The sequence below is a fragment of the Lacticaseibacillus sharpeae JCM 1186 = DSM 20505 genome (assembly GCF_001436225.1).
Classification (GTDB): Bacteria; Bacillota; Bacilli; order Lactobacillales; family Lactobacillaceae; genus Lacticaseibacillus; species Lacticaseibacillus sharpeae.
Map to the genome: position 1 here is coordinate 24,344 of NZ_AYYO01000022.1, position 16,996 is coordinate 41,339.

Genomic DNA, 16,996 nt, shown 5'->3' on the forward strand with positions numbered 1-16,996 from the left:
GTAATTCTAGATATGAGGTGTTATTATGGCTGAAAAGACAATTATGCTGGCATGCAACGCGGGGATGTCCACGAGTTTGCTGGTGAACAAGATGCAAAAGGCTGCTGCGGCTGCCGGCGAAGACGTTGAAATTTTCGCTACCAGTGCCGACCAGGTCGACCAGAAGATGACCGAGTCGCACCCAGACGTATTGATGCTCGGCCCTCAGGTACGTTACCTGTTCAAGGGGCTGGAGAGCAAGCTCGACATTCCCGTTGCCGTCATCGACATGAAGGACTACGGGATGATGAACGGCAAGAATGTGCTGGAAGCGGCGCTGAAGTTAATCGGCTAACGCACAGATTGGATTAGGGAGAATAATTATGGCTGAAGAACAGGAACAAGACCTCGAAACCATCATGGGTCTGATTGTGAACGGCGGGAACGCGAAGAGCTCGGCTTTTGAAGCTATCTACGCGGCTAAGGAAGGCGACTTTGCGACTGCCGATGCGAAACTGAAGGAAGCAGATGATGCGCTGAGTGCGGCCCACAATGCGCAAACGGGGATGCTGACTGATGAAGCAAACGGCAAGCACGCACACGTCGGGTTACTGACCGTGCACTCACAGGACCACTTGATGACGGCGATTACGTTCCGTGATTTGGCCGGTGAGATTGTGGATCTGTACAAGCGTTTGGCTGAAGACGGTAAGTAACAGCGCGCTTTGGTAAGTAGGAACATGTAGCAAGGCAGCAACGGCGCCCAAGCCCTTAGCGCGGGTGCCCGCGGAGGTAGACAAATGTTGATATACCATTTTTTAAGAAACAACCTGGCAAGTGAGGAAGCTTTCTTGCAGAAGCAGGCGGCACGCGGCCGGATGCTCACCCGGATTCGTGGTGCGCGGTATAAGTTTGTTAACCGGACCGTGCGGGGGGACGAGCACTTTCAGGCGTACCTGCGTCTGACCAAGGACCGCTATGATGCGGTTGATCAGGCCGACCAGGTCGTCACCGTGCAGCTTTCCCGCGAGCTCTACTACAACGTTCTGTACACCAAGGGCAACCGTGTTCCCCGGCTGCAGTCGAATCCGGAAGCGGAGGAGCAGTTCCACGTATACATGCTCGATCATGGTGCACGGCAAGAGTGGAAGGGCGGCATCGGCCTGTTCATGGGCCTCATGCTGTTCACGGTGCAAGCAGCACTCGCACATTCCGGGGGGTTCATGGGAACGTTGCCTATCCGCGCACTCTTTGTTGCTGGCAGTATTGCATTGGTCGCAGCTAGTCTGTGGGGCTTGTTCATCGGTTTGCGGAACTCGATTACTTCCGTGCACCCGGACAAGAAACCGGCCCCGCTCAAAACGAAGCGGGTTTAGGTTGAATGCACAACAATAAATGAACGCAAGGGAGGACGCAGGGGTAATGCGTCCTTCTTTTGTTAATTAGGCGGGACAAAGGAGTTGAGCTCTATGAAGTCATATGTATCTTTTGACATAGGTGGTACTAGCATTAAGTATGGGGTCGTGAATGGTGACGGCACGGTTGTTGCGCGTGGGCACGTTGCCACGGCACCGGATCGGGAAACCAACGTTGCGCACTTGCTGGACGTGGTGCACACGTACCAAGCAGATTACGATATTTTCGGCATTGGCGTGTCCGTCCCCGGGATTGTGGACCACGATGGCTACATGATTACCGGTGGCGCCCTGGATGAATTTTACGAATTTCCGCTCGGACAGACGTTGCGGGATGCGACGAACTTGCCGGTGCACGTGGAGAACGATGCGAACGCCGCCGCGATTGCCGAGCGCTGGCTGGGTGCGGCCCGCGGCGTAGATGATTACATCTGCATCGTTTTGGGCACCGGCATTGGTGGCGGGATTGTCATCAACGGGCAGGTTTACCGCGGCGCCCACGGGATGGCCGGTGAGTTCGGCTGGAACGTGACCCACACGGTGGATCGCACCGTGCCCCTCGAGGACTTGTCGCTGAACTTCAACGCGGCGACCGTCATGGGACTGGTGCGCCGGTACAACTTGTCCCTGAAGCAGGCGCGGCCAGATGACGTCTCCGTCACGGACGCGCGGGTGATTATCGCCGATGCGCATGCGGGCGACCCCGTGGCGGCGGCCATTTACAGCGATTTTCTCGACGACGTCACGGTGATGTTGCTGAACACATACGCGAACTACGACCCCGAACTGATTCTGGTCGGTGGCGGGATTAGCGCGAATGATCAGTTCATGGCGGACCTCAAGGCGCGGCTCAATGAGTTCATGCAGCGGCACGAAAGCCTGCACCGGATTGAAAAGCGGGTGCTCGGCAAGGTTGCAGTCGCAGGGCTGCGCAACGATGCGGGCCTCGTTGGTGCGGTGTACCCCTTACTGTAAGTGGAGGCGGCAAGAATGAAGAAGGTTGAACAGGCATTAACTAAGGCCGCATTTCACGGGGTGCCTAAGGATGGTGAGCTCTTGCTGCTGAACGGACGGGTGCTGGTTTGCGACACATTGCAGGTTGACGGCGAGAAGTTCCCCAAGGAAGGTACTTTCGTGAAGATGATTGAAAAACTGCGGCACAATGTGGTCGCGACTGCTAACGATGGGTTAATTGTGCTCAGCGAAAACGGCAAGGAACGGGTCACCTACGCCCCGACGCGGGTGGACGTGTTCCTGGCCAAGGTCAACAGCCAGATCATCACGCCGCGGTATGCTAATCAAGGGCCAACGTATGACACCGTGTTGCACGTGGTGTCGGCGCGCGATGACCTGTATCTGCGGGTGAGTGGCGGCAAGGCGGGGCATTACCTGCTGAACCACGCGGCGGACCTGCCGGTGGTTGACGTGCTCGGCATTGCGGACACCGAGTTCGCTGGCAGTGAATACGACTTCGCAGACGCCATCAACAAGCGTGGGTATGGCAGCATGGTCGCCGGAACTGAGCTGGCGTTTTTGGATAATAACTTCGCGTCCAACTTACGCGTGTAGGATGTAAGCCCAGAATGGCCAGGTCATTCTGGGCTTTAGTGTCCGGCCTGCAGTGTTGCTAGTTGGCCGGTGGTGGCATAAACTTATTTGTAGAGAGTAAAAGGGGATGGCGGTTTTGACACTAGTTTACATGGTGCGGCACGGAGAAACGCAAATTAACGCTGAAGGCCGGTTTAATGGCGGCGGGGTGGACAGTCCGCTGACGGCGAAGGGCGAAGCGGGTGCGCAGGCACTGCACAAACTGCTGCAAAATGAGCATTTTGACCGGATATTCGTGTCGCCGCTGCACCGGGCCATCACGACGGAACAAATCGTGGCGGGACCGGACAAGGCGTTCACCATCGATCCCCGGCTGCGTGAGATGGCGCTGGGTGATTGGGATGGCGGGCCGCTGGGCAACCTGGCGACTGACCAGCAGTTCATTAACTACCGGCACCACTTGCTCGAATGGGACTACCAGGCCGTGCACGCGGAGAGCTACCAGTCACTGGTCAAGCGGGCCGGGGCGGCGCTAGTCGATGCGGCTGAGAGCGTGCCGGAAACCGGCAAGGTACTGGTGGTCAGTCACGGGATTGTCACCACGGTGCTGGCGAACGTGCTGACGGGCGTTGACCTCGACCACGCACGCGATTCCGGGCAGGTGGACAATTCTAGTGTCACCGTGCTGGACTATCACGCGGGCCAGTGGACCAAGCGGGCGTGGAACGTTACGGCCGACCGGTTCGCTGAGTTGACTGCTGTGGAAAAAGAACTGTTTGAATAACGTGATGGGCGGCAGGACAGTAAGGTTGGTTCTGCCGCCCATTTTTTGTAGAATATTGTTAACGGAGGTGGACGGTGATGAGTTCAAAAGCAGACATAGAGACTGATTCCTTCGCGCCGCACAAGATTGCGGTGTTGGCGGATGTGCACGGGAATTACACGGCGCTGCGAGCGGTCGTCGCGGACGCCAAGCGGCACAAGGCGACGGACTTCTGGTTCCTGGGGGATGTCTTGTTGCCGGGTCCCGGGAGCACCGATATTTTGGCGCTACTGGCAGATTTAGGCATTACCACCTGGCCCCGTGGTAACTGGGAGGACCTGCTGGTGAATGGCCACGCCAAGAACTTGGACGTGACCGACCCGCAGCGGCTCTATTTCACCCGCCACGCCATGTACCAGGACCAGTTTCTGGACGCAACCACCTACCAGCGCCTCGCCGATATGCCGCTGACCGTGACGCACCACATCGGTGGTCTGACTTTTCGCTTGTCCCATAACTTGCCGGACAAAAATTACGGGCAGGAGCTGATTCCCACCGAGCAGCAGGCGAACTTCGACCGCCTGCTCACATCGGAGATCGACGTTGCGCTGTACGGGCACACACACCGGCAGCTGATGCGCTACGGCAGCGACGGGCAGCTGATTGTGAATCCGGGGACGGTGGGGATGGCCTTCACCAATCCCGGCAAGGTGCAGCATGACCTGCGCGCGATGTACGCCCTGATTACCGTTGCCGGTAGCCGGGTGACGAATGTCGATCTGCGCAAGGTGGAATACGACAAGGATGCCGAACTGGAACGGGCGCGGGTCCGCAAGCTGCCGTACTTTGACCTCTATTCCGACCAAATTCTGGCGGGCGTGGGCTACACACACAACCGACCGGTCCTCGCGGCGTATGCGGGGGCGCACGGGTACGTAGCGGAAGTCGCGCGGTACGTGGAGCAATAGGTTGGGGAATGTTTAAATTAGCCCGTGCCAATCATAGTAGCAAAAAACCCGGATTATTCTCGCGCTGAGAGTAATCCGGGTTTTTGCCGTTATGCCTTCTGTTTAGCTGCTTTACGTGCCTTGTGCCGCATCCACAACAATTGCGGAATCACCATGAAGCAGGCCACGATGATTGCTGCAAGGATGCCGGCCTCAACCAGCTGGGTACCGCTGAAGCCGGACCACGAGAGCAGGAAGATGACGAAGAATTCGGTGACGATGTAACGGCCAATAATCCAGTAGATTTGGTTTTTCATGGGGGACCTCCAATGGGCTATGTATTGCAGTTAGTATAGCGCAATTTGGTGGCCGGCCCAAATTAACTTAGGCGTCGAGCACCACTTTGAGCCGCAGCTTCAGGGGCCCCTTGCTTTTGCTGGTTAGGGTAAGGCCGTGGCCGATGTCCCGTGTGCTGGCGACGTGAGTCCCGGCGCAGGCTTCTTCGTCGACGCCGGCAATCTTGACGAGCCGGACCTGGGTGACGTCTGCGGGGATCAGACTGATTAGCGTCCGGACTTTTTCCGACTCGTGCGCGATGGCTGCCCGGTCGACAATGCGCGCTGTGACCGGGTGTGCGGCGGTGATTGCTTGTTGCAAAGTTTGGGTGAAGTCCGCGGCGTTGAACGCTGCCTTGGCTGCGACTGTTGGGAACAGCAGTTCAATCCGGGCGTGATCGGCCAGAATCTGGTTACTCGTGACTCGGCAGCCCCATGTGTTCGCTGCGGTGCCCGCGATGAGGTGGAGGAGCGTGTGGTAACGCATGTTGCGGTGGCGCGTTGCGGCGTCAACGTTTTGCACGACGGGTATGTTGGCCGTTGGCAGAGGCTGGGCCAACGTGTACGTGATTGTGTCTGCGGTGCGGGTGGCGTGCGTGACGGCCAGGGTCGCGTTACCCTGCGTGACGGTGGCACAATCCATTGGCTGGCCGCCGCCACCAGGATAAATGATGGTGGCGGCGAACGTTACGTCGAGGCCGCTCGTGCTGGTGACGGTGGTGGTCAGTTCGGTTTGGTTCTGGTCGATTAGATATTGTTCAGTGGTCATGGTAAGCTTCCTCCGTAAATTTGCACCTGTGCAAAAAATATCATTGCATTTGCAATTAACGTGTTCGAGAATATCACCATCTGATTGCAAATGCAACGACAATTTGCTATTTTAAACTTAGATAATTTCCACAACCAGATCTTGGAGGCTGCACAATGTTTGATATTATTCGCAAAATTGGTGCGATTACCCGCACCATTCAAATCGATAGTAACGCCACGTTCCGGCATTATGGTCTGGGCAACAACGCGTTCATCTACGTGATTCGGACGTGTGAAGAGCCGGGGATGTTCCTTGGTGAACTCGCCGATAATGTGCAGATTGACCGGACGACGGCGTTTCGCACGGTCAAAAAATTGGTAACGCAGGGGTATTTGCGGCTAGAAGATGACGCAAAAGATAAGCGCCTGCGCCGGGTTTTTCCGGAGCAGAAGGCGCTGGACATCTACCCGGAGTTGCACGCATACGAGCAATTCAGTTCGGATCAATTGCTCGCGAACTTGAGCGGTGACGAACGCACGCAGCTGTGGCACCTGCTGCAGAAGTTGCCGGGCTAAAATACAGCTTTCCTAGGCGCGGGTACTGGTGCATACTAGGAGCAAATATTACGCGGAGGAATAACAATGGGAGACATGGAGCAGGTATTGCGCGCGAAGTTGGCACAGCCTAAAGCGTACACGGATGCTGAAGTAGCCTGGTTATGTGCACACATTGGGGACCCGAATCCGGCAGTGCGCGACGGCCTGGTATACGAAACCTTGTGTGCGGGGGTGGAAAAACACGCCTTTACGCGCGCCCAGATGCAGACGTTTGCGACGTATTCAGTTGATCACGACCTGGTCATGACGGATATCAAGCATAACGGTGACGTGACGGTTACGCGCACGTTTGCCGCGCTGTTGAATGTGGTGCTGCTGGATGCAAACTTGCACGATTACGCAGATTTTCTGACCCCTGCCCAGCTAGAGTATCTGTTAACGCGGGCCCCAGAATACCTGCGCGCAGAAACCGACCGGCGCGGGTATGATCTGCAGTTGGGCTGGGTGCACGCCCTGGCCCACGGTGCGGATTACCTGGGGATGTGCACCAGTTATCCGGCGAATGCTGCCAGCCAGATTCTGCCGCTGTTCACGGATATTTTCCTAGGTGCCCAAACGGCATTTGGCGATGGCGAACCGGCCCGGCTGGCGATGGTGCTTTACTTGGCGTTGCAAAACAAACAGCTCACGCAAACGGCGGTGGCGCAGTGGCTAAAAACTATGCAACCCCAGCTGCGGGATGACGCCCACCATTTTGGCAGCTACGGGGTGCAGCAACTGATTACGCACTTGTACGTGGTGCTGGCGACGGACAACGCGTTAACAGACGAATTACGCACGACAATCCAGGATGGGATTTGGGGGTAAGCATGACAATTACAATTACGGCCACAACGGCATTGACCAAAGAACAAATGGCGGCGGCACTGGCGTTAGAACGCGCTGTGCATGTGCACGACCACACTTTTAAAGATATCTACATGTACAACCAGTTCAACCGCAACCCGGAGATGAAGGCCTTGTTTTTGGCCTACAGCGACGGCGAACTTGTTGGGGTGCTGCAGAACTACGCGGATTCAGCACCGGAAGATGATGATGCCGAGCTGTCCGTGATTGTCGCGCCCGCATTTCGCCAGCAGGGTGTCGCCACGGCGCTGATCAAGGCGGCGCGCGCGGAGATGCGGCAGTACGGGTACACCGCTGATTACTTTGTGACTGAAGACATTTTCTTGCAGGCACACCCTGACTTTTTGGCGCGGACGGGCCTGCACGTTGCGGAAGCTGAAAATGAGTACCAGCTGTCTGCTGCCGCGGGCACGCACGCCGACTATCAGTTGCCAGAATCGTTGCAGCTGCGGCCCATGGTGCAGGCGGACATTGATGCGTTATTACCGAGTTACATGGAAGCCTTCGATGACGACGAAACCAGCGGCCGGACGTACCTGCAGTCGAGCCTCGATGATGCGGATGACCGCCAGTTTGTGCTGACCGATGCGGCCGGCAAGCAGCTGGGATACTGCGCGATTGACACGAGCGAGAGCTATTATTTCTTCGGTCTGTTCGTGACCAAGGCAGCACGCGGACGCGGCATCGGGACGGCGATGGTCAAGGCCATTATGGCGCAGCTGGCTAGCGAGAAGCCTTTGCCATTGCGGCTGGCTGTGGAGGCCAGCAACGCGGTGGCGCACCACGTGTACCTGAAGGCTGGGTTCCAGCAGCAGACGGTCGTTAAGTATCTATATCCTAATGAAGCCTAAAGCATGTAGCAGATAATTGTTAGGTAAGCAAAAAAGTCGGCCAACACCGTTAAGTGTGGTCGACTTTTTTATTATTCGTGCCGCCGCAAGAGCAGGGTCAAGGTGATTAGTGCGCAGCATAGGATGACTGCGAGCATAATTAGTGCGTTGTGGGCCCCGATTGCGGTCCCAATCGCGGTGCTGTGGCCGTTTTGCCCAGCTGCAATCAGCGTTGCGGTCAGCGCTGTCCCCAGGGCACCGGCGAACTGTTGAATCGTGTTCATGATGGCGTTCCCGGTGGTCTGGTGCATTTGATCAAGCTGCTGGAGTGAGTGGGTCATGACGTTCCCGAACCCGAGGCCAATCCCCAGCATGTAGATGAGGTAGACGCCGGTAATCATGAAGTTCGAGATGTGTTGGCTCAGGCCGACGTAGATGAATAAGGCGATTGTTGCTAAGGCTATCCCGATTAAGATGGGCGTGCGTGCCCCGATGCGGTCTAGAATCCGGCCGGAAAATGGGGCGAGCAGCGCACCCAGCGCCGCACCAGGTAGCACCAGCAGTCCGGCCTGCAGTGCGCTGCCGCTATTCACGAGCTGCACGTAATTGGGCAGGATGAACGACAACCCCAGCGCGGTCATCTGAATCAAGAAGAACGCGAGGACGTGACCACTGAATTGTTTGTTGCCCAGCACGCGGATATCGATAATCGGTGTGCTCAGACGCAACTGCCGCCAGCTGAAGCCAGCAAGGGCAAAGGCACCAAGTACAAGCGCACCGAGCACCTGCAGGCTGAAGAAGGAACTGCTACTGATACTGCTGGAACCGAAGACGAGACCAGCGAAGGCAACGATAACGAGAATGATGCTGAGTGGGTCACTCTTAACGGCTTCCGTCGGCGTTTTTTGCTGAATGCACAGCCAGCCGGTGATGAGGGAGATCACCATTAGGGGCAGGAGGAAGACGAAAATGTAACGCCAGCTCATGTTCGACACGACTAGGCCGCCGAACGTGGGGCCGATGGCGGGGGCAACGGCGGTGATTAGCGTGCCGACCCCCATCATCATGCCGATTTTAGCTGCGGGTACTTGTTCCAAAATAATGTTGAACATCAGTGGCAGCGCAATGCCGGTCCCGACACCCTGCACGGCCCGCCCAAGGAGCATGAGCGGGAAGACTGGTGCGGTGAGGTCCAGCAGCAGTCCGATGATGAAGAGTAGGTTGGCAGTTAAGAATAGGTTGCGGGTCTTGAATCGGCGCTTGAAGTAGGCGGAAAGCGGCACGATGCTGGCAACGATTAATAGATAAATGGTGGTCATCCACTGCACGGTGTTCGTCCCGACGCTGAATTCGTGCATGAGCGTGGGGAAGGTGATGTTCATCGCGGTTTCCACGATGACCCCGCAGAAGGACATGAGGCCGGTGGCGATGATGGCGCCGTATACCCGGCCGGGGATGGTGGTATTAGTTTTGATGGTCAATTTTTTTACTCCTAATGATGGCACTGTCTTGGTGGTGCTGGTTGCTCAAATCCTTGAAGTAGGTGAGCACTTCTTTGAACGTGGCGATTTCGGCCGGAGAAAAGTGGTCGTGCATTGCTTGTTGCTGGGCACCGATGTACTGCGCGGCGTCGCGGGCGAGCGCTTGTCCGTGGTCCGTGAGCTTAATCAATTTTTGGCGGGCGTCGGTTGGCGATGGCAGCCTTACGATGATTGCGTCGCGTTCCATACGTTGCAAGAGCACCGTGGCGGTTGCGCGCTGAATGTTGAACTCGAGCTCGACGTCGTGTTGAATCGGTGCGAAGTCGACGGTGGCAATGTAGTCGATGACGGATAACTGCATGCCGGTGATACCCAATTGGTGCGCATAAGCATCCATGGCCCGTCCCATTTGGTGGGATGCCTGATTAATGATACGGCCGAAAATTTCTTCCATGTGCAGAAGCCCCTTTGCATATTTGTTAGCAAGCTAACAATAATCTATCATAGACTAAATTGGTTGAATGTCAAATGCAGCCCGCAAAGTGTTTGCATCAGTGGGGACATTTATCCCGTTTTGCCACGCAGCCCCCGTTACTTTTCGGCGTATACTTACTATTGTAGAGTAAAAAATGCGCCCGGATAGTGAGCATAAAACGGAGGCAAAAATCATGGCGTCAAATACACCAATCTTGGACCGCGTGAACGGCCCCGCAGATTTGAATCAATTCAGTGCTGAAGAATTAACCGAATTGGCGAACGAAATTCGGCCGCTGCTGATTAACAAACTCAGCATTACCGGTGGTCACGTGGGCCCGAACCTCGGGGTGGTCGAACTGACCATCGCGCTGCACACGGTGTTCAACTCACCGGTGGACCACATCGTGTGGGACGTTTCGCACCAGGCTTACACGCATAAAATTTTGACGGGCCGGAAGGAAGCCTGGCTTTCGCCTGAGCACTTCCACGACGTCGGGCCGTACACTGATCCAACTGAAAGCAAGCACGATTACTTCAACATCGGCCATACCTCCACGTCCATCGGTCTGGCTGACGGGATGGCGGCAGCACGCGATTTGCGCGGGGGTAGTGAGAACGTCATCGCCGTCATTGGTGATGGCGCCTTGAGCGGGGGCTTAGCATACGAGGCGCTGAGTAACGCCGCGATGCTGAATTCCAATCTGATTATCGTGGTGAACGATAACGAGATGAGCATTGCTGAAGACCATGGGGGCTTATACAAGGGCCTTGCGCAGCTGCGGGCAACGAACGGCAAGTCGCCAAACAACCTGTTCAAGGCGCTGGGTCTAGATTATATGTACGTCGAGGGCGGTAACGACATTCCAACGCTGCTCGCGGCCTTCACCCAGGTGCACGACATTGACCACCCAATCGTGGTGCACGTGCACACGATTAAGGGCCTGGGCTATGCACCGGCGCTTGCGAATGAAGAGGCGTTCCACTGGCACGCTGCCTTTGATATCGAGACTGGGGCAGCGCGGCACCCGAACACCGCGAAGACCTACAGCGATGTGGTGCTCGACGAATTGGATGCTGAAATCGCGGCGGGCGCACCGGTTGTGGCTATTAACGCGGCCATTCCGGGCGGTTTCCACCTGAAGAAGTTCGCGGCCAAGCACCCGGACCGCTACCATGACGTGGGTATCGCCGAGCAGCAGTCCATTACCTTCGCGGCGGGGCTCGCCCAACAAGGTGCACGTCCGGTGGCGTTTGAAAATACGACGTTCCTGCAGCGGGCGTACGACCAGTTGTCCCATGACCTGGGCGTAAACAAGTTGCCAGCAGTCATCGTCTACAGCGGTGGGCACGTTACGGGCGGCGACCCGACGCACCAGAGTACCTTTGATTTGGCTATGCTCACGAACATTCCGGGCATGACTGTGCTCGTGCCGGCCGATGCGGGTGAACTGACGGCCGCGGTTCGCTGGGCGCTGCACCAAAATGATGGCCCCGTGGCAATTCGCTTGCCGGGTGGCCCCGCGGACAAGTCCGTTGCGCCGACTGACTTTGATCCCGACCGCATGCGTGAACTGCAGCCGGGCCATGACGTCGCACTGCTGGCAATTGGCTCGATGTTGCCGCTGGCCAAGCAGGTCGCGGCTAAGCTCCAGGCCGACCGTAACATTACGGCGACCATCGTGGATCCACGCCGAGTTGACGCGCTGGTTGACCAGGATGAACTCGCACACTTACTGGCGAACCACGAGCTGGTGGTGACCTTCGAAGAGGACAGCGTAGTTGGGGGCTTCGGTGAGAAAGTCAGCCGTTTCTTTGGCCCCACGAATGTGCGCACCCTGAATCTTGGTGCCAAGCGGCGGTTTGACCACAAGCAGACCCGCGCGGAACTGATGGACGAGTACAAGTTGACACCAGAGACGGCGACGGTCGCGATTGAGGACGTGCTGGATTAAATTATGGATAAACGGGTAACGATGTGTTGATTTCGTTGCCCGTTTTCTTTTGCCGTCGTATAGTTGGACTAAACCGGTTTACCAAGTGAGGACAATATGCGCGCAAAGTTGCGAGATCTAGCCAAGCACAAATATTTCTACCCCGTGCTCCTGATTCTGCTCGGGCTCGTGGTTAGTGCGCCCTTTATTTGGCAACAGCAAATCTATAACCAGGATGACTTCCTGTTCCACAAAGCGCGACTGCTCGCGTACTACACGGCGGTGGTGCACGAGCATACCTTAGTGCCCCGCGTGTTGGCAACGATGGCCGGGGGCTTCGGGTACGCGGCGGATATGTTCTATAACTCGCTGGCGCTGCTGCCGTTTGTGGTCCTTAAGGCACTGCTCGGCGGCTTTGTCGTGCCATACAATCTGTATCTGGCGGGCATCAGTGTGCTGACGGCGCTGACGGCTTACTGGTGCGGCCGGCGCGTCTTTGCGCCACGTCAATCCTTCGTGTTTGCGGCGCTGTATGTGACCAACACGTACCGCCTAATTGACATGTACGTGCGCGGGGCGCTGGGGGAAACCATCGCCTTCATCTTCCTGCCGCTCATCGCCTTGGGTGTGTACGAAACGGTGGCGCAAAAGAAGTGGCGCGTGCTGGGCATCGGCATGGCGCTCACGTTCATCGTGCACCCGCTGTCCGCATTCTTGGCGGTTATCATCTTAATTTGTCTCGATGTGTGGCTGCTACTGCGGCGCAAATTAACGCGCGCGGCGTTTGGGCGCCAGGTCAAATCGGCGGTGCTCGCGATTCTGCTGTCGCTATTTGTCGCGCTACCGATGCTGGAACAGGCGGCCAGTCAGCGCTTCTACTTCATGCAGCCCAGTTCGCTGTGGAGTAACGGACTGGATTACTCGTTCGGTCAGCTGCTCATGAACAGCTTGAGTAACGCCAGCGGCGTGTGGGGCAACCTCGGGCCGAACGCGGGGCCGATTGCCGTCATCGCCCTTGGCATCGCGTTCTTTACGTACAAGCACCAGAGTGGGGCGGTGCGCACGACGGCGATTATCACGGGCACGTTATTCGTCTTGTCGAGTAACTTGCTGCTGTGGTCGGTAGTGAAAAATTCGCCGCTGGCAACCATCCAGTTCGAGTGGCGCCTGCTTGCGTTCGTTGCCCTGGGCGTTGCGCTGTTGGTCGCTCTCGTGGCGCCGAAACACGGCCGCCTGGTGGCAGTCGTGGCGACGCTGCTGGCCGTAACCTTTAACTACTCCGTTCAGTACGCCTTTAGCAGTCAGAGTAACCCGCTGATTGTCACCGACAAGAACGTGGCCAAGCTCGCGCCGAACGCCGTGGGTGGCGGCAGCGAATTCTTGCCCGCCAGCATTCATGACTACAGCGATGCCAGTGATGCTGTGTCCCTGACCGAATCGGCGCTAAAGAGTAAGCGGGTAATCGGCCGTGGCGTGGCGGTCAAAACAAAGCACGGTACAGTGACCTATACCCTAGAGCGCACTCGCAGCGGGGCAGGCCTCGTGGTGCTGCCGAAGTTCTATTACAAAGGCTACGTGGCGCGCAGTGCGGGCACTAACGTTAAGGTACAGAATGACCACGGATTGGTGGCAGTTAAGGTAACCGCCAAGCAGCACCACACCGTGACGTTGCGATACGCCGGTACGTTCCTGCAGCATGCCAGCGAGCTGATTTCCGGACTCACAGTCCTGGTATTAGTCGCCGGTAGAATTTGGTTCAGGAGGCAAAGACATGCTTGATTTTCAATTGCCAGCTAACCCCGCCAATCAGGCGCCGATGGCCAAGTACATGTTGAATCAGTTCCCGTTCCTGGGCCTGAAAACGCCGGTGCGGCGGGCGAAGACCAAGCCGCTGCTGGCAGTCAGCAAGAACTGGGCGAACTCGCACGTCATGGCAGCCGTGGCGGAGTTGTACGGCCGGCCGCAGCGTGAATATCAGTACGCCGCAATTGAACTGGCCCGCGCGCACGTGCACAGTTACGGGCAACGTGAACTTGCGACGTTGAGCCAGTACGTGATGCAAAAAAGCTGGTGGGACACAGTTGACGCCCTGCGCCCGATTTTTGGCGACTACGTGAACTTGCACCCGGCGAGTTTGCCGGACGTGTACGCCATGTTTGCCGAGCACGAAAATTTCTGGATGCGGCGGGTCGCCATCACGCTGCAACTGGCCAGCAAAGGTGCGACGAACACGGAGTTGCTCACCCGGGCCATTGATTATGACCTGCACACCGATGAATTTTTCATCCAAAAGGCCATTGGTTGGGCGCTGCGGCAGTACAGTAAGACTGACGCGGCGTGGGTGGCGGCATTCATCGCATCGCGCCCGGATTTAAGCAAACTGGCCGTGCGTGAGGGCAGCAAGTATTTGGTCAAATGAAAGGAAGACGAACATGCAACGTGCAATTAACCGTAACCCGTTATTACTGAGCCAGGTCGCAGATAAAGCGACGGCTGCCGACAAGCAGGTCATGGTCGACTTGCAGGACACCTTGCGTGCCAATGCAGACCGGTGCGTGGGGATGGCAGCCAATATGATTGGCGTGAATAAGAGTATCATCGTGGTGCAAATCGGCCCCATCCCGTACATCATGGTTAACCCGGAGTTGATCAGCAAGGCGCACCCCTACCGCACGCAGGAAGGGTGCCTGTCCCTAGACGGTGAGCGCAGCACTAAACGCTTCAAGCAGATTAAGGTCCGATTTTTGGACCAGAATCTGGTGGCACATGAGCAGGTATTTAGCGACTTCACCGCCCAGATTGTGCAGCACGAGATGGATCACTGTGCGGGGATTATGATTTAAGACATGTGGGCGATTGGTTTGCTTGTGTTATTAAATAATTAATTAACGAAGTCGGCATATTGGACATGATGTGTGCAGCGTGAGTTGCAACTATTGTAAAATGTGTTAGACTGTAGTCAATCAAAGGATTCAAAGAGATTGCTGATTAACCGCCCGAGCCTGCCAGCTTTTGGGGCGGTTTTTTCATAAAAAAGAGTCCCCGCTGCCTGCCGGAACGAGGACTCGTTGTGCCTTTGACGATAATCACTACTTACGCTTGTGCAGGTCGTCGAGTACGTATGCTAGCAATGCTAGAAATACGCCAACCACAAGCGGGGCAACAACATCCGAATCAAAAGAGTTCAAAGAGATCACTTCCCTTCGTTGGTAACCCAAGGGGACGTAGTGACGGAATTATTATAACAAGACACCAAGGCCTGATGTTATTAAAAGCTTGTATCATTTTTAAAGTTCTCGGTCTTGGCTGAACGTATCATTTACGCCAAGTTGTCTGGCCGCAAAAATTGCTGAACCCAACTTGCATTTTAACCGTTAATTAAGTACCCTATAACTATAGAAATAGCCGTACGGGCGCGCATCGTCGGGTGCACGCAAATAGGCAATCACACATGTTATCGTAGGCATGGCGGAGTTTTCCGTCAGAAGATGACATGCGTGGTTGCCTGTTTTTTTGTTTATGATGCAATACATATCTCCGTGCGGCGATAGGGGGAAAACATGTTAGCAGTATATCTTCGGGGCATGCTTATCAGTATTGCTCTAGTTACGTCAATTGGGATGCAGAACCTATTTGTCTTCAACAACGCGCTAGGTAATAAGCTGCGGCATTCACTCGTCTACGCCCTGTTTGTGTGGATTGCCGACACGACCCTGACCGTCATCGCGTTCCTCGGCATGGGCGCACTGATTGCGGCCAACGACACCGCGCGCCTGATTATCATGGCTATCGGCGGCGCAATCGTTGTGTGGATTGGGGTCAATATCATTCGGGGCGCGAAGGCAGCGGTGATTGGCAGTGAGCACGACGAAACGACGATGAAAGCCGCATTCGTTGGTGCCTGGGTCGTCGCCTTTGCCAACCCGCAAGCCATCATCGACACCAGCCTGATGCTTGGCGCCCTGCGTGGGACGCTGGCGAACTGGCAGGTGGCGCCGTTCTTACTGGGGGTCATCACTTCGACGGCACTGTGGTTCTTCGGGATCACCATCGTGCTCGGTCTGCTTAAGGACCGGCTGCCGAAGAAGCTACTGATGTGGGTCAACATCGTGTCCGGGGCCATCGTCACCGGCTACGGCTGCGTGCTCATCTTCCAAGTGCTTCAGGCAATTATTTAGCCTTTATCCAGCTTGGGCGTAATCAGTCGTATTGATGGTGACGGCACTCGTGTCGATTGCCGGGTCATCCTGGATCACCTGGCCAATTGATGGGGCGGTAATTGTCCCAGAAATGGGGTTCTTGACGCTGTCGATGTGCGTGCTGATGGTCGCATTAATGTTCTGGCAGTACTCGAAGGCCAGGTCGGTATTCAGTAGCTGGCAGTTCTCCATCGTGAGTCCGTCGATGTAGCACAGGCCCTGGTCACTTTCGATGGTGCAGTTCACGAGGCGCAGGTTCTTCGTGTTCCACGCCAGGTACTCACCACTGATGGTAGAGTCGTAAATCGTGACGTTCTCGCAGTTCCAGAAGGCGTCCTTGGTCACGATGCGGGAGTTGTGCACCTCGATGTTGCGGCCACCATCGAAGGCGTAGTTGCCGACTAAATCGAGGTGGTCGATTTTGATGTCGTGGCTATTCATGCCGAAGTAATCGCCGGTTGCCTGCACGTGATCCAAGGTGATGTCACCGCAGTTCCACAGGGTCTCCTCGGCGTCGGCGAAGTGTACGTTGGTCAGGACGATGTGGTTGCTGCGGCGGAACTGCTTGGGTGCCTGAATGGTGCTGTCTTTGATGGTGATGTCGCTCGTGTACCAGATGCCAGAACGCGACATGGTTTCAAAAATGGAGTTCTTGACCTGCACGTGGTTGCTGTACCAGAGTGGGTACTTCCACTTGAAGATGCTCCGGTCGAGTTCGATGTTTTGGCTTTCCTTCAGCGGTGATTCACCCGCGTCGAAGGTGGAGTTAGTGATGTGGGCGTCGTGTTCCATGAAGAGGGCACGTTCGCCGGTGAATAGTTGCTCATTGTAGTTGGTCAAGTTAAGCTCCTTTCAGAGTGTCAATAGTATTTTGGGG

At 56.1% G+C, this 16,996-nt stretch carries 20 protein-coding genes; 15 read left to right on the plus strand and 5 right to left on the minus strand.

Going from position 1 to position 16,996, the window contains the following annotated elements; translation table 11 throughout:
* Positions 1-25 precede the first annotated feature (25 nt).
* From FC18_RS05520 to FC18_RS05550, 7 genes are all read left to right on the plus strand, one after another.
* Positions 26-334 carry a PTS sugar transporter subunit IIB gene (locus tag FC18_RS05520; protein ID WP_054678341.1) on the plus strand — a complete coding sequence of 103 codons (309 nt, stop codon included), beginning with the start codon at positions 26-28 and terminating at the stop codon, positions 332-334.
* Between the two features lie 28 nt (positions 335-362).
* Complete coding sequence (locus FC18_RS05525; protein ID WP_054678339.1) at positions 363-695, plus strand: PTS lactose/cellobiose transporter subunit IIA; 333 nt, start codon at positions 363-365, stop codon at positions 693-695.
* A gap of 84 nt (positions 696-779) precedes the next feature.
* Entirely contained in the window at positions 780-1,355 is a 576-nt protein-coding gene (locus FC18_RS05530; protein ID WP_054678337.1) for a hypothetical protein, read from the plus strand.
* Positions 1,356-1,448: 93 nt separating this feature from the next.
* The gene (locus tag FC18_RS05535) at positions 1,449-2,369 is read left to right on the plus strand and encodes an ROK family protein (protein ID WP_056975686.1); all 921 of its coding nucleotides are present in this window, start codon (positions 1,449-1,451) and stop codon (positions 2,367-2,369) included.
* 15 nt (positions 2,370-2,384) lie between these two features.
* Positions 2,385-2,963 (plus strand): hypothetical protein, encoded by a 579-nt coding sequence (locus FC18_RS05540; protein WP_054678332.1) that lies wholly within the window; start codon positions 2,385-2,387, stop codon positions 2,961-2,963.
* 115 nt (positions 2,964-3,078) lie between these two features.
* Positions 3,079-3,726 (plus strand): histidine phosphatase family protein, encoded by a 648-nt coding sequence (locus tag FC18_RS05545; protein ID WP_162207911.1) that lies wholly within the window; start codon positions 3,079-3,081, stop codon positions 3,724-3,726.
* Between the two features lie 77 nt (positions 3,727-3,803).
* Complete coding sequence (locus FC18_RS05550; protein ID WP_054678327.1) at positions 3,804-4,673, plus strand: metallophosphoesterase family protein; 870 nt, start codon at positions 3,804-3,806, stop codon at positions 4,671-4,673.
* An 89-nt stretch (positions 4,674-4,762) separates the two neighbouring features.
* On the opposite strand, the gene FC18_RS05555 is transcribed toward FC18_RS05550, so the two are convergent.
* A complete protein-coding gene (locus FC18_RS05555; RefSeq protein WP_054678326.1) occupies positions 4,763-4,969 on the minus strand; it encodes a hypothetical protein in 207 nt (68 codons plus the stop codon).
* A 67-nt stretch (positions 4,970-5,036) separates the two neighbouring features.
* Positions 5,037-5,756 (minus strand): alanyl-tRNA editing protein, encoded by a 720-nt coding sequence (locus FC18_RS05560; protein WP_054678324.1) that lies wholly within the window; start codon positions 5,754-5,756, stop codon positions 5,037-5,039.
* Positions 5,757-5,911: 155 nt separating this feature from the next.
* Here FC18_RS05560 and FC18_RS05565 point away from each other — a divergent pair, with 155 nt between their 5' ends.
* The 3 genes from FC18_RS05565 to FC18_RS05575 all read left to right on the plus strand — a co-directional run bounded on the left by FC18_RS05565 (position 5,912) and on the right by FC18_RS05575 (position 8,052).
* Positions 5,912-6,313 carry a MarR family winged helix-turn-helix transcriptional regulator gene (locus FC18_RS05565; protein WP_054678322.1) on the plus strand — a complete coding sequence of 134 codons (402 nt, stop codon included), beginning with the start codon at positions 5,912-5,914 and terminating at the stop codon, positions 6,311-6,313.
* Between the two features lie 66 nt (positions 6,314-6,379).
* Entirely contained in the window at positions 6,380-7,162 is a 783-nt protein-coding gene (locus tag FC18_RS05570) for a DUF2785 domain-containing protein (protein ID WP_054678320.1), read from the plus strand.
* 2 nt (positions 7,163-7,164) lie between these two features.
* Complete coding sequence (locus FC18_RS05575) at positions 7,165-8,052, plus strand: GNAT family N-acetyltransferase (RefSeq protein WP_054678318.1); 888 nt, start codon at positions 7,165-7,167, stop codon at positions 8,050-8,052.
* 71 nt (positions 8,053-8,123) lie between these two features.
* On the opposite strand, the gene FC18_RS05580 is transcribed toward FC18_RS05575, so the two are convergent.
* Positions 8,124-9,506, minus strand: a complete 1,383-nt coding sequence (locus FC18_RS05580) for a DHA2 family efflux MFS transporter permease subunit (protein WP_420806085.1) — start codon at positions 9,504-9,506, stop codon at positions 8,124-8,126.
* Entirely contained in the window at positions 9,496-9,966 is a 471-nt protein-coding gene (locus FC18_RS05585; RefSeq protein ID WP_054678316.1) for a MarR family winged helix-turn-helix transcriptional regulator, read from the minus strand. Before FC18_RS05585 ends, FC18_RS05580 begins: the two co-directional genes overlap by 11 nt.
* 214 nt (positions 9,967-10,180) lie before the next feature.
* Here FC18_RS05585 and FC18_RS05590 point away from each other — a divergent pair, with 214 nt between their 5' ends.
* From FC18_RS05590 to FC18_RS05610, 5 genes are all read left to right on the plus strand, one after another.
* On the plus strand, positions 10,181-11,941 hold the full coding sequence (locus FC18_RS05590; RefSeq protein WP_054678313.1) for a 1-deoxy-D-xylulose-5-phosphate synthase: 1,761 nt from the start codon (positions 10,181-10,183) through the stop codon (positions 11,939-11,941).
* 96 nt (positions 11,942-12,037) lie between these two features.
* Positions 12,038-13,699, plus strand: a complete 1,662-nt coding sequence (locus FC18_RS05595; protein ID WP_056975690.1) for a YfhO family protein — start codon at positions 12,038-12,040, stop codon at positions 13,697-13,699.
* Positions 13,692-14,339, plus strand: a complete 648-nt coding sequence (locus tag FC18_RS05600) for a DNA alkylation repair protein (RefSeq protein WP_054678309.1) — start codon at positions 13,692-13,694, stop codon at positions 14,337-14,339. Before FC18_RS05595 ends, FC18_RS05600 begins: the two co-directional genes overlap by 8 nt.
* A 13-nt stretch (positions 14,340-14,352) precedes the next feature.
* Positions 14,353-14,763 (plus strand): peptide deformylase, encoded by a 411-nt coding sequence (locus FC18_RS05605; RefSeq protein WP_054678307.1) that lies wholly within the window; start codon positions 14,353-14,355, stop codon positions 14,761-14,763.
* 717 nt (positions 14,764-15,480) lie between these two features.
* A complete protein-coding gene (locus FC18_RS05610) occupies positions 15,481-16,098 on the plus strand; it encodes a LysE/ArgO family amino acid transporter (protein WP_054678303.1) in 618 nt (205 codons plus the stop codon).
* Between the two features lie 3 nt (positions 16,099-16,101).
* Here FC18_RS05610 and FC18_RS05615 read toward each other — a convergent pair whose 3' ends face one another.
* Entirely contained in the window at positions 16,102-16,959 is an 858-nt protein-coding gene (locus FC18_RS05615; RefSeq protein WP_082620473.1) for a DUF3737 family protein, read from the minus strand.
* Positions 16,960-16,996: the final 37 nt, after the last annotated feature.

Bases quoted from the DNA above. Each gene is read 5' to 3' on its own strand.
- FC18_RS05520 (WP_054678341.1), top strand. From the start codon at position 26: ATGGCTGAAAAGACAATTATGCTGGCATGCAACGCGGGGATGTCCACG.
- FC18_RS05525 (WP_054678339.1), top strand. From the start codon at position 363: ATGGCTGAAGAACAGGAACAAGACCTCGAAACCATCATGGGTCTGATT.
- FC18_RS05530 (WP_054678337.1), top strand. From the start codon at position 780: ATGTTGATATACCATTTTTTAAGAAACAACCTGGCAAGTGAGGAAGCT.
- FC18_RS05535 (WP_056975686.1), top strand. From the start codon at position 1,449: ATGAAGTCATATGTATCTTTTGACATAGGTGGTACTAGCATTAAGTAT.
- FC18_RS05540 (WP_054678332.1), top strand. From the start codon at position 2,385: ATGAAGAAGGTTGAACAGGCATTAACTAAGGCCGCATTTCACGGGGTG.
- FC18_RS05550 (WP_054678327.1), top strand. From the start codon at position 3,804: ATGAGTTCAAAAGCAGACATAGAGACTGATTCCTTCGCGCCGCACAAG.
- FC18_RS05555 (WP_054678326.1), bottom strand. From the start codon at position 4,969: ATGAAAAACCAAATCTACTGGATTATTGGCCGTTACATCGTCACCGAA.
- FC18_RS05560 (WP_054678324.1), bottom strand. From the start codon at position 5,756: ATGACCACTGAACAATATCTAATCGACCAGAACCAAACCGAACTGACC.
- FC18_RS05565 (WP_054678322.1), top strand. From the start codon at position 5,912: ATGTTTGATATTATTCGCAAAATTGGTGCGATTACCCGCACCATTCAA.
- FC18_RS05570 (WP_054678320.1), top strand. From the start codon at position 6,380: ATGGGAGACATGGAGCAGGTATTGCGCGCGAAGTTGGCACAGCCTAAA.
- FC18_RS05575 (WP_054678318.1), top strand. From the start codon at position 7,165: ATGACAATTACAATTACGGCCACAACGGCATTGACCAAAGAACAAATG.
- FC18_RS05585 (WP_054678316.1), bottom strand. From the start codon at position 9,966: ATGGAAGAAATTTTCGGCCGTATCATTAATCAGGCATCCCACCAAATG.
- FC18_RS05590 (WP_054678313.1), top strand. From the start codon at position 10,181: ATGGCGTCAAATACACCAATCTTGGACCGCGTGAACGGCCCCGCAGAT.
- FC18_RS05595 (WP_056975690.1), top strand. From the start codon at position 12,038: ATGCGCGCAAAGTTGCGAGATCTAGCCAAGCACAAATATTTCTACCCC.
- FC18_RS05600 (WP_054678309.1), top strand. From the start codon at position 13,692: ATGCTTGATTTTCAATTGCCAGCTAACCCCGCCAATCAGGCGCCGATG.
- FC18_RS05605 (WP_054678307.1), top strand. From the start codon at position 14,353: ATGCAACGTGCAATTAACCGTAACCCGTTATTACTGAGCCAGGTCGCA.
- FC18_RS05610 (WP_054678303.1), top strand. From the start codon at position 15,481: ATGTTAGCAGTATATCTTCGGGGCATGCTTATCAGTATTGCTCTAGTT.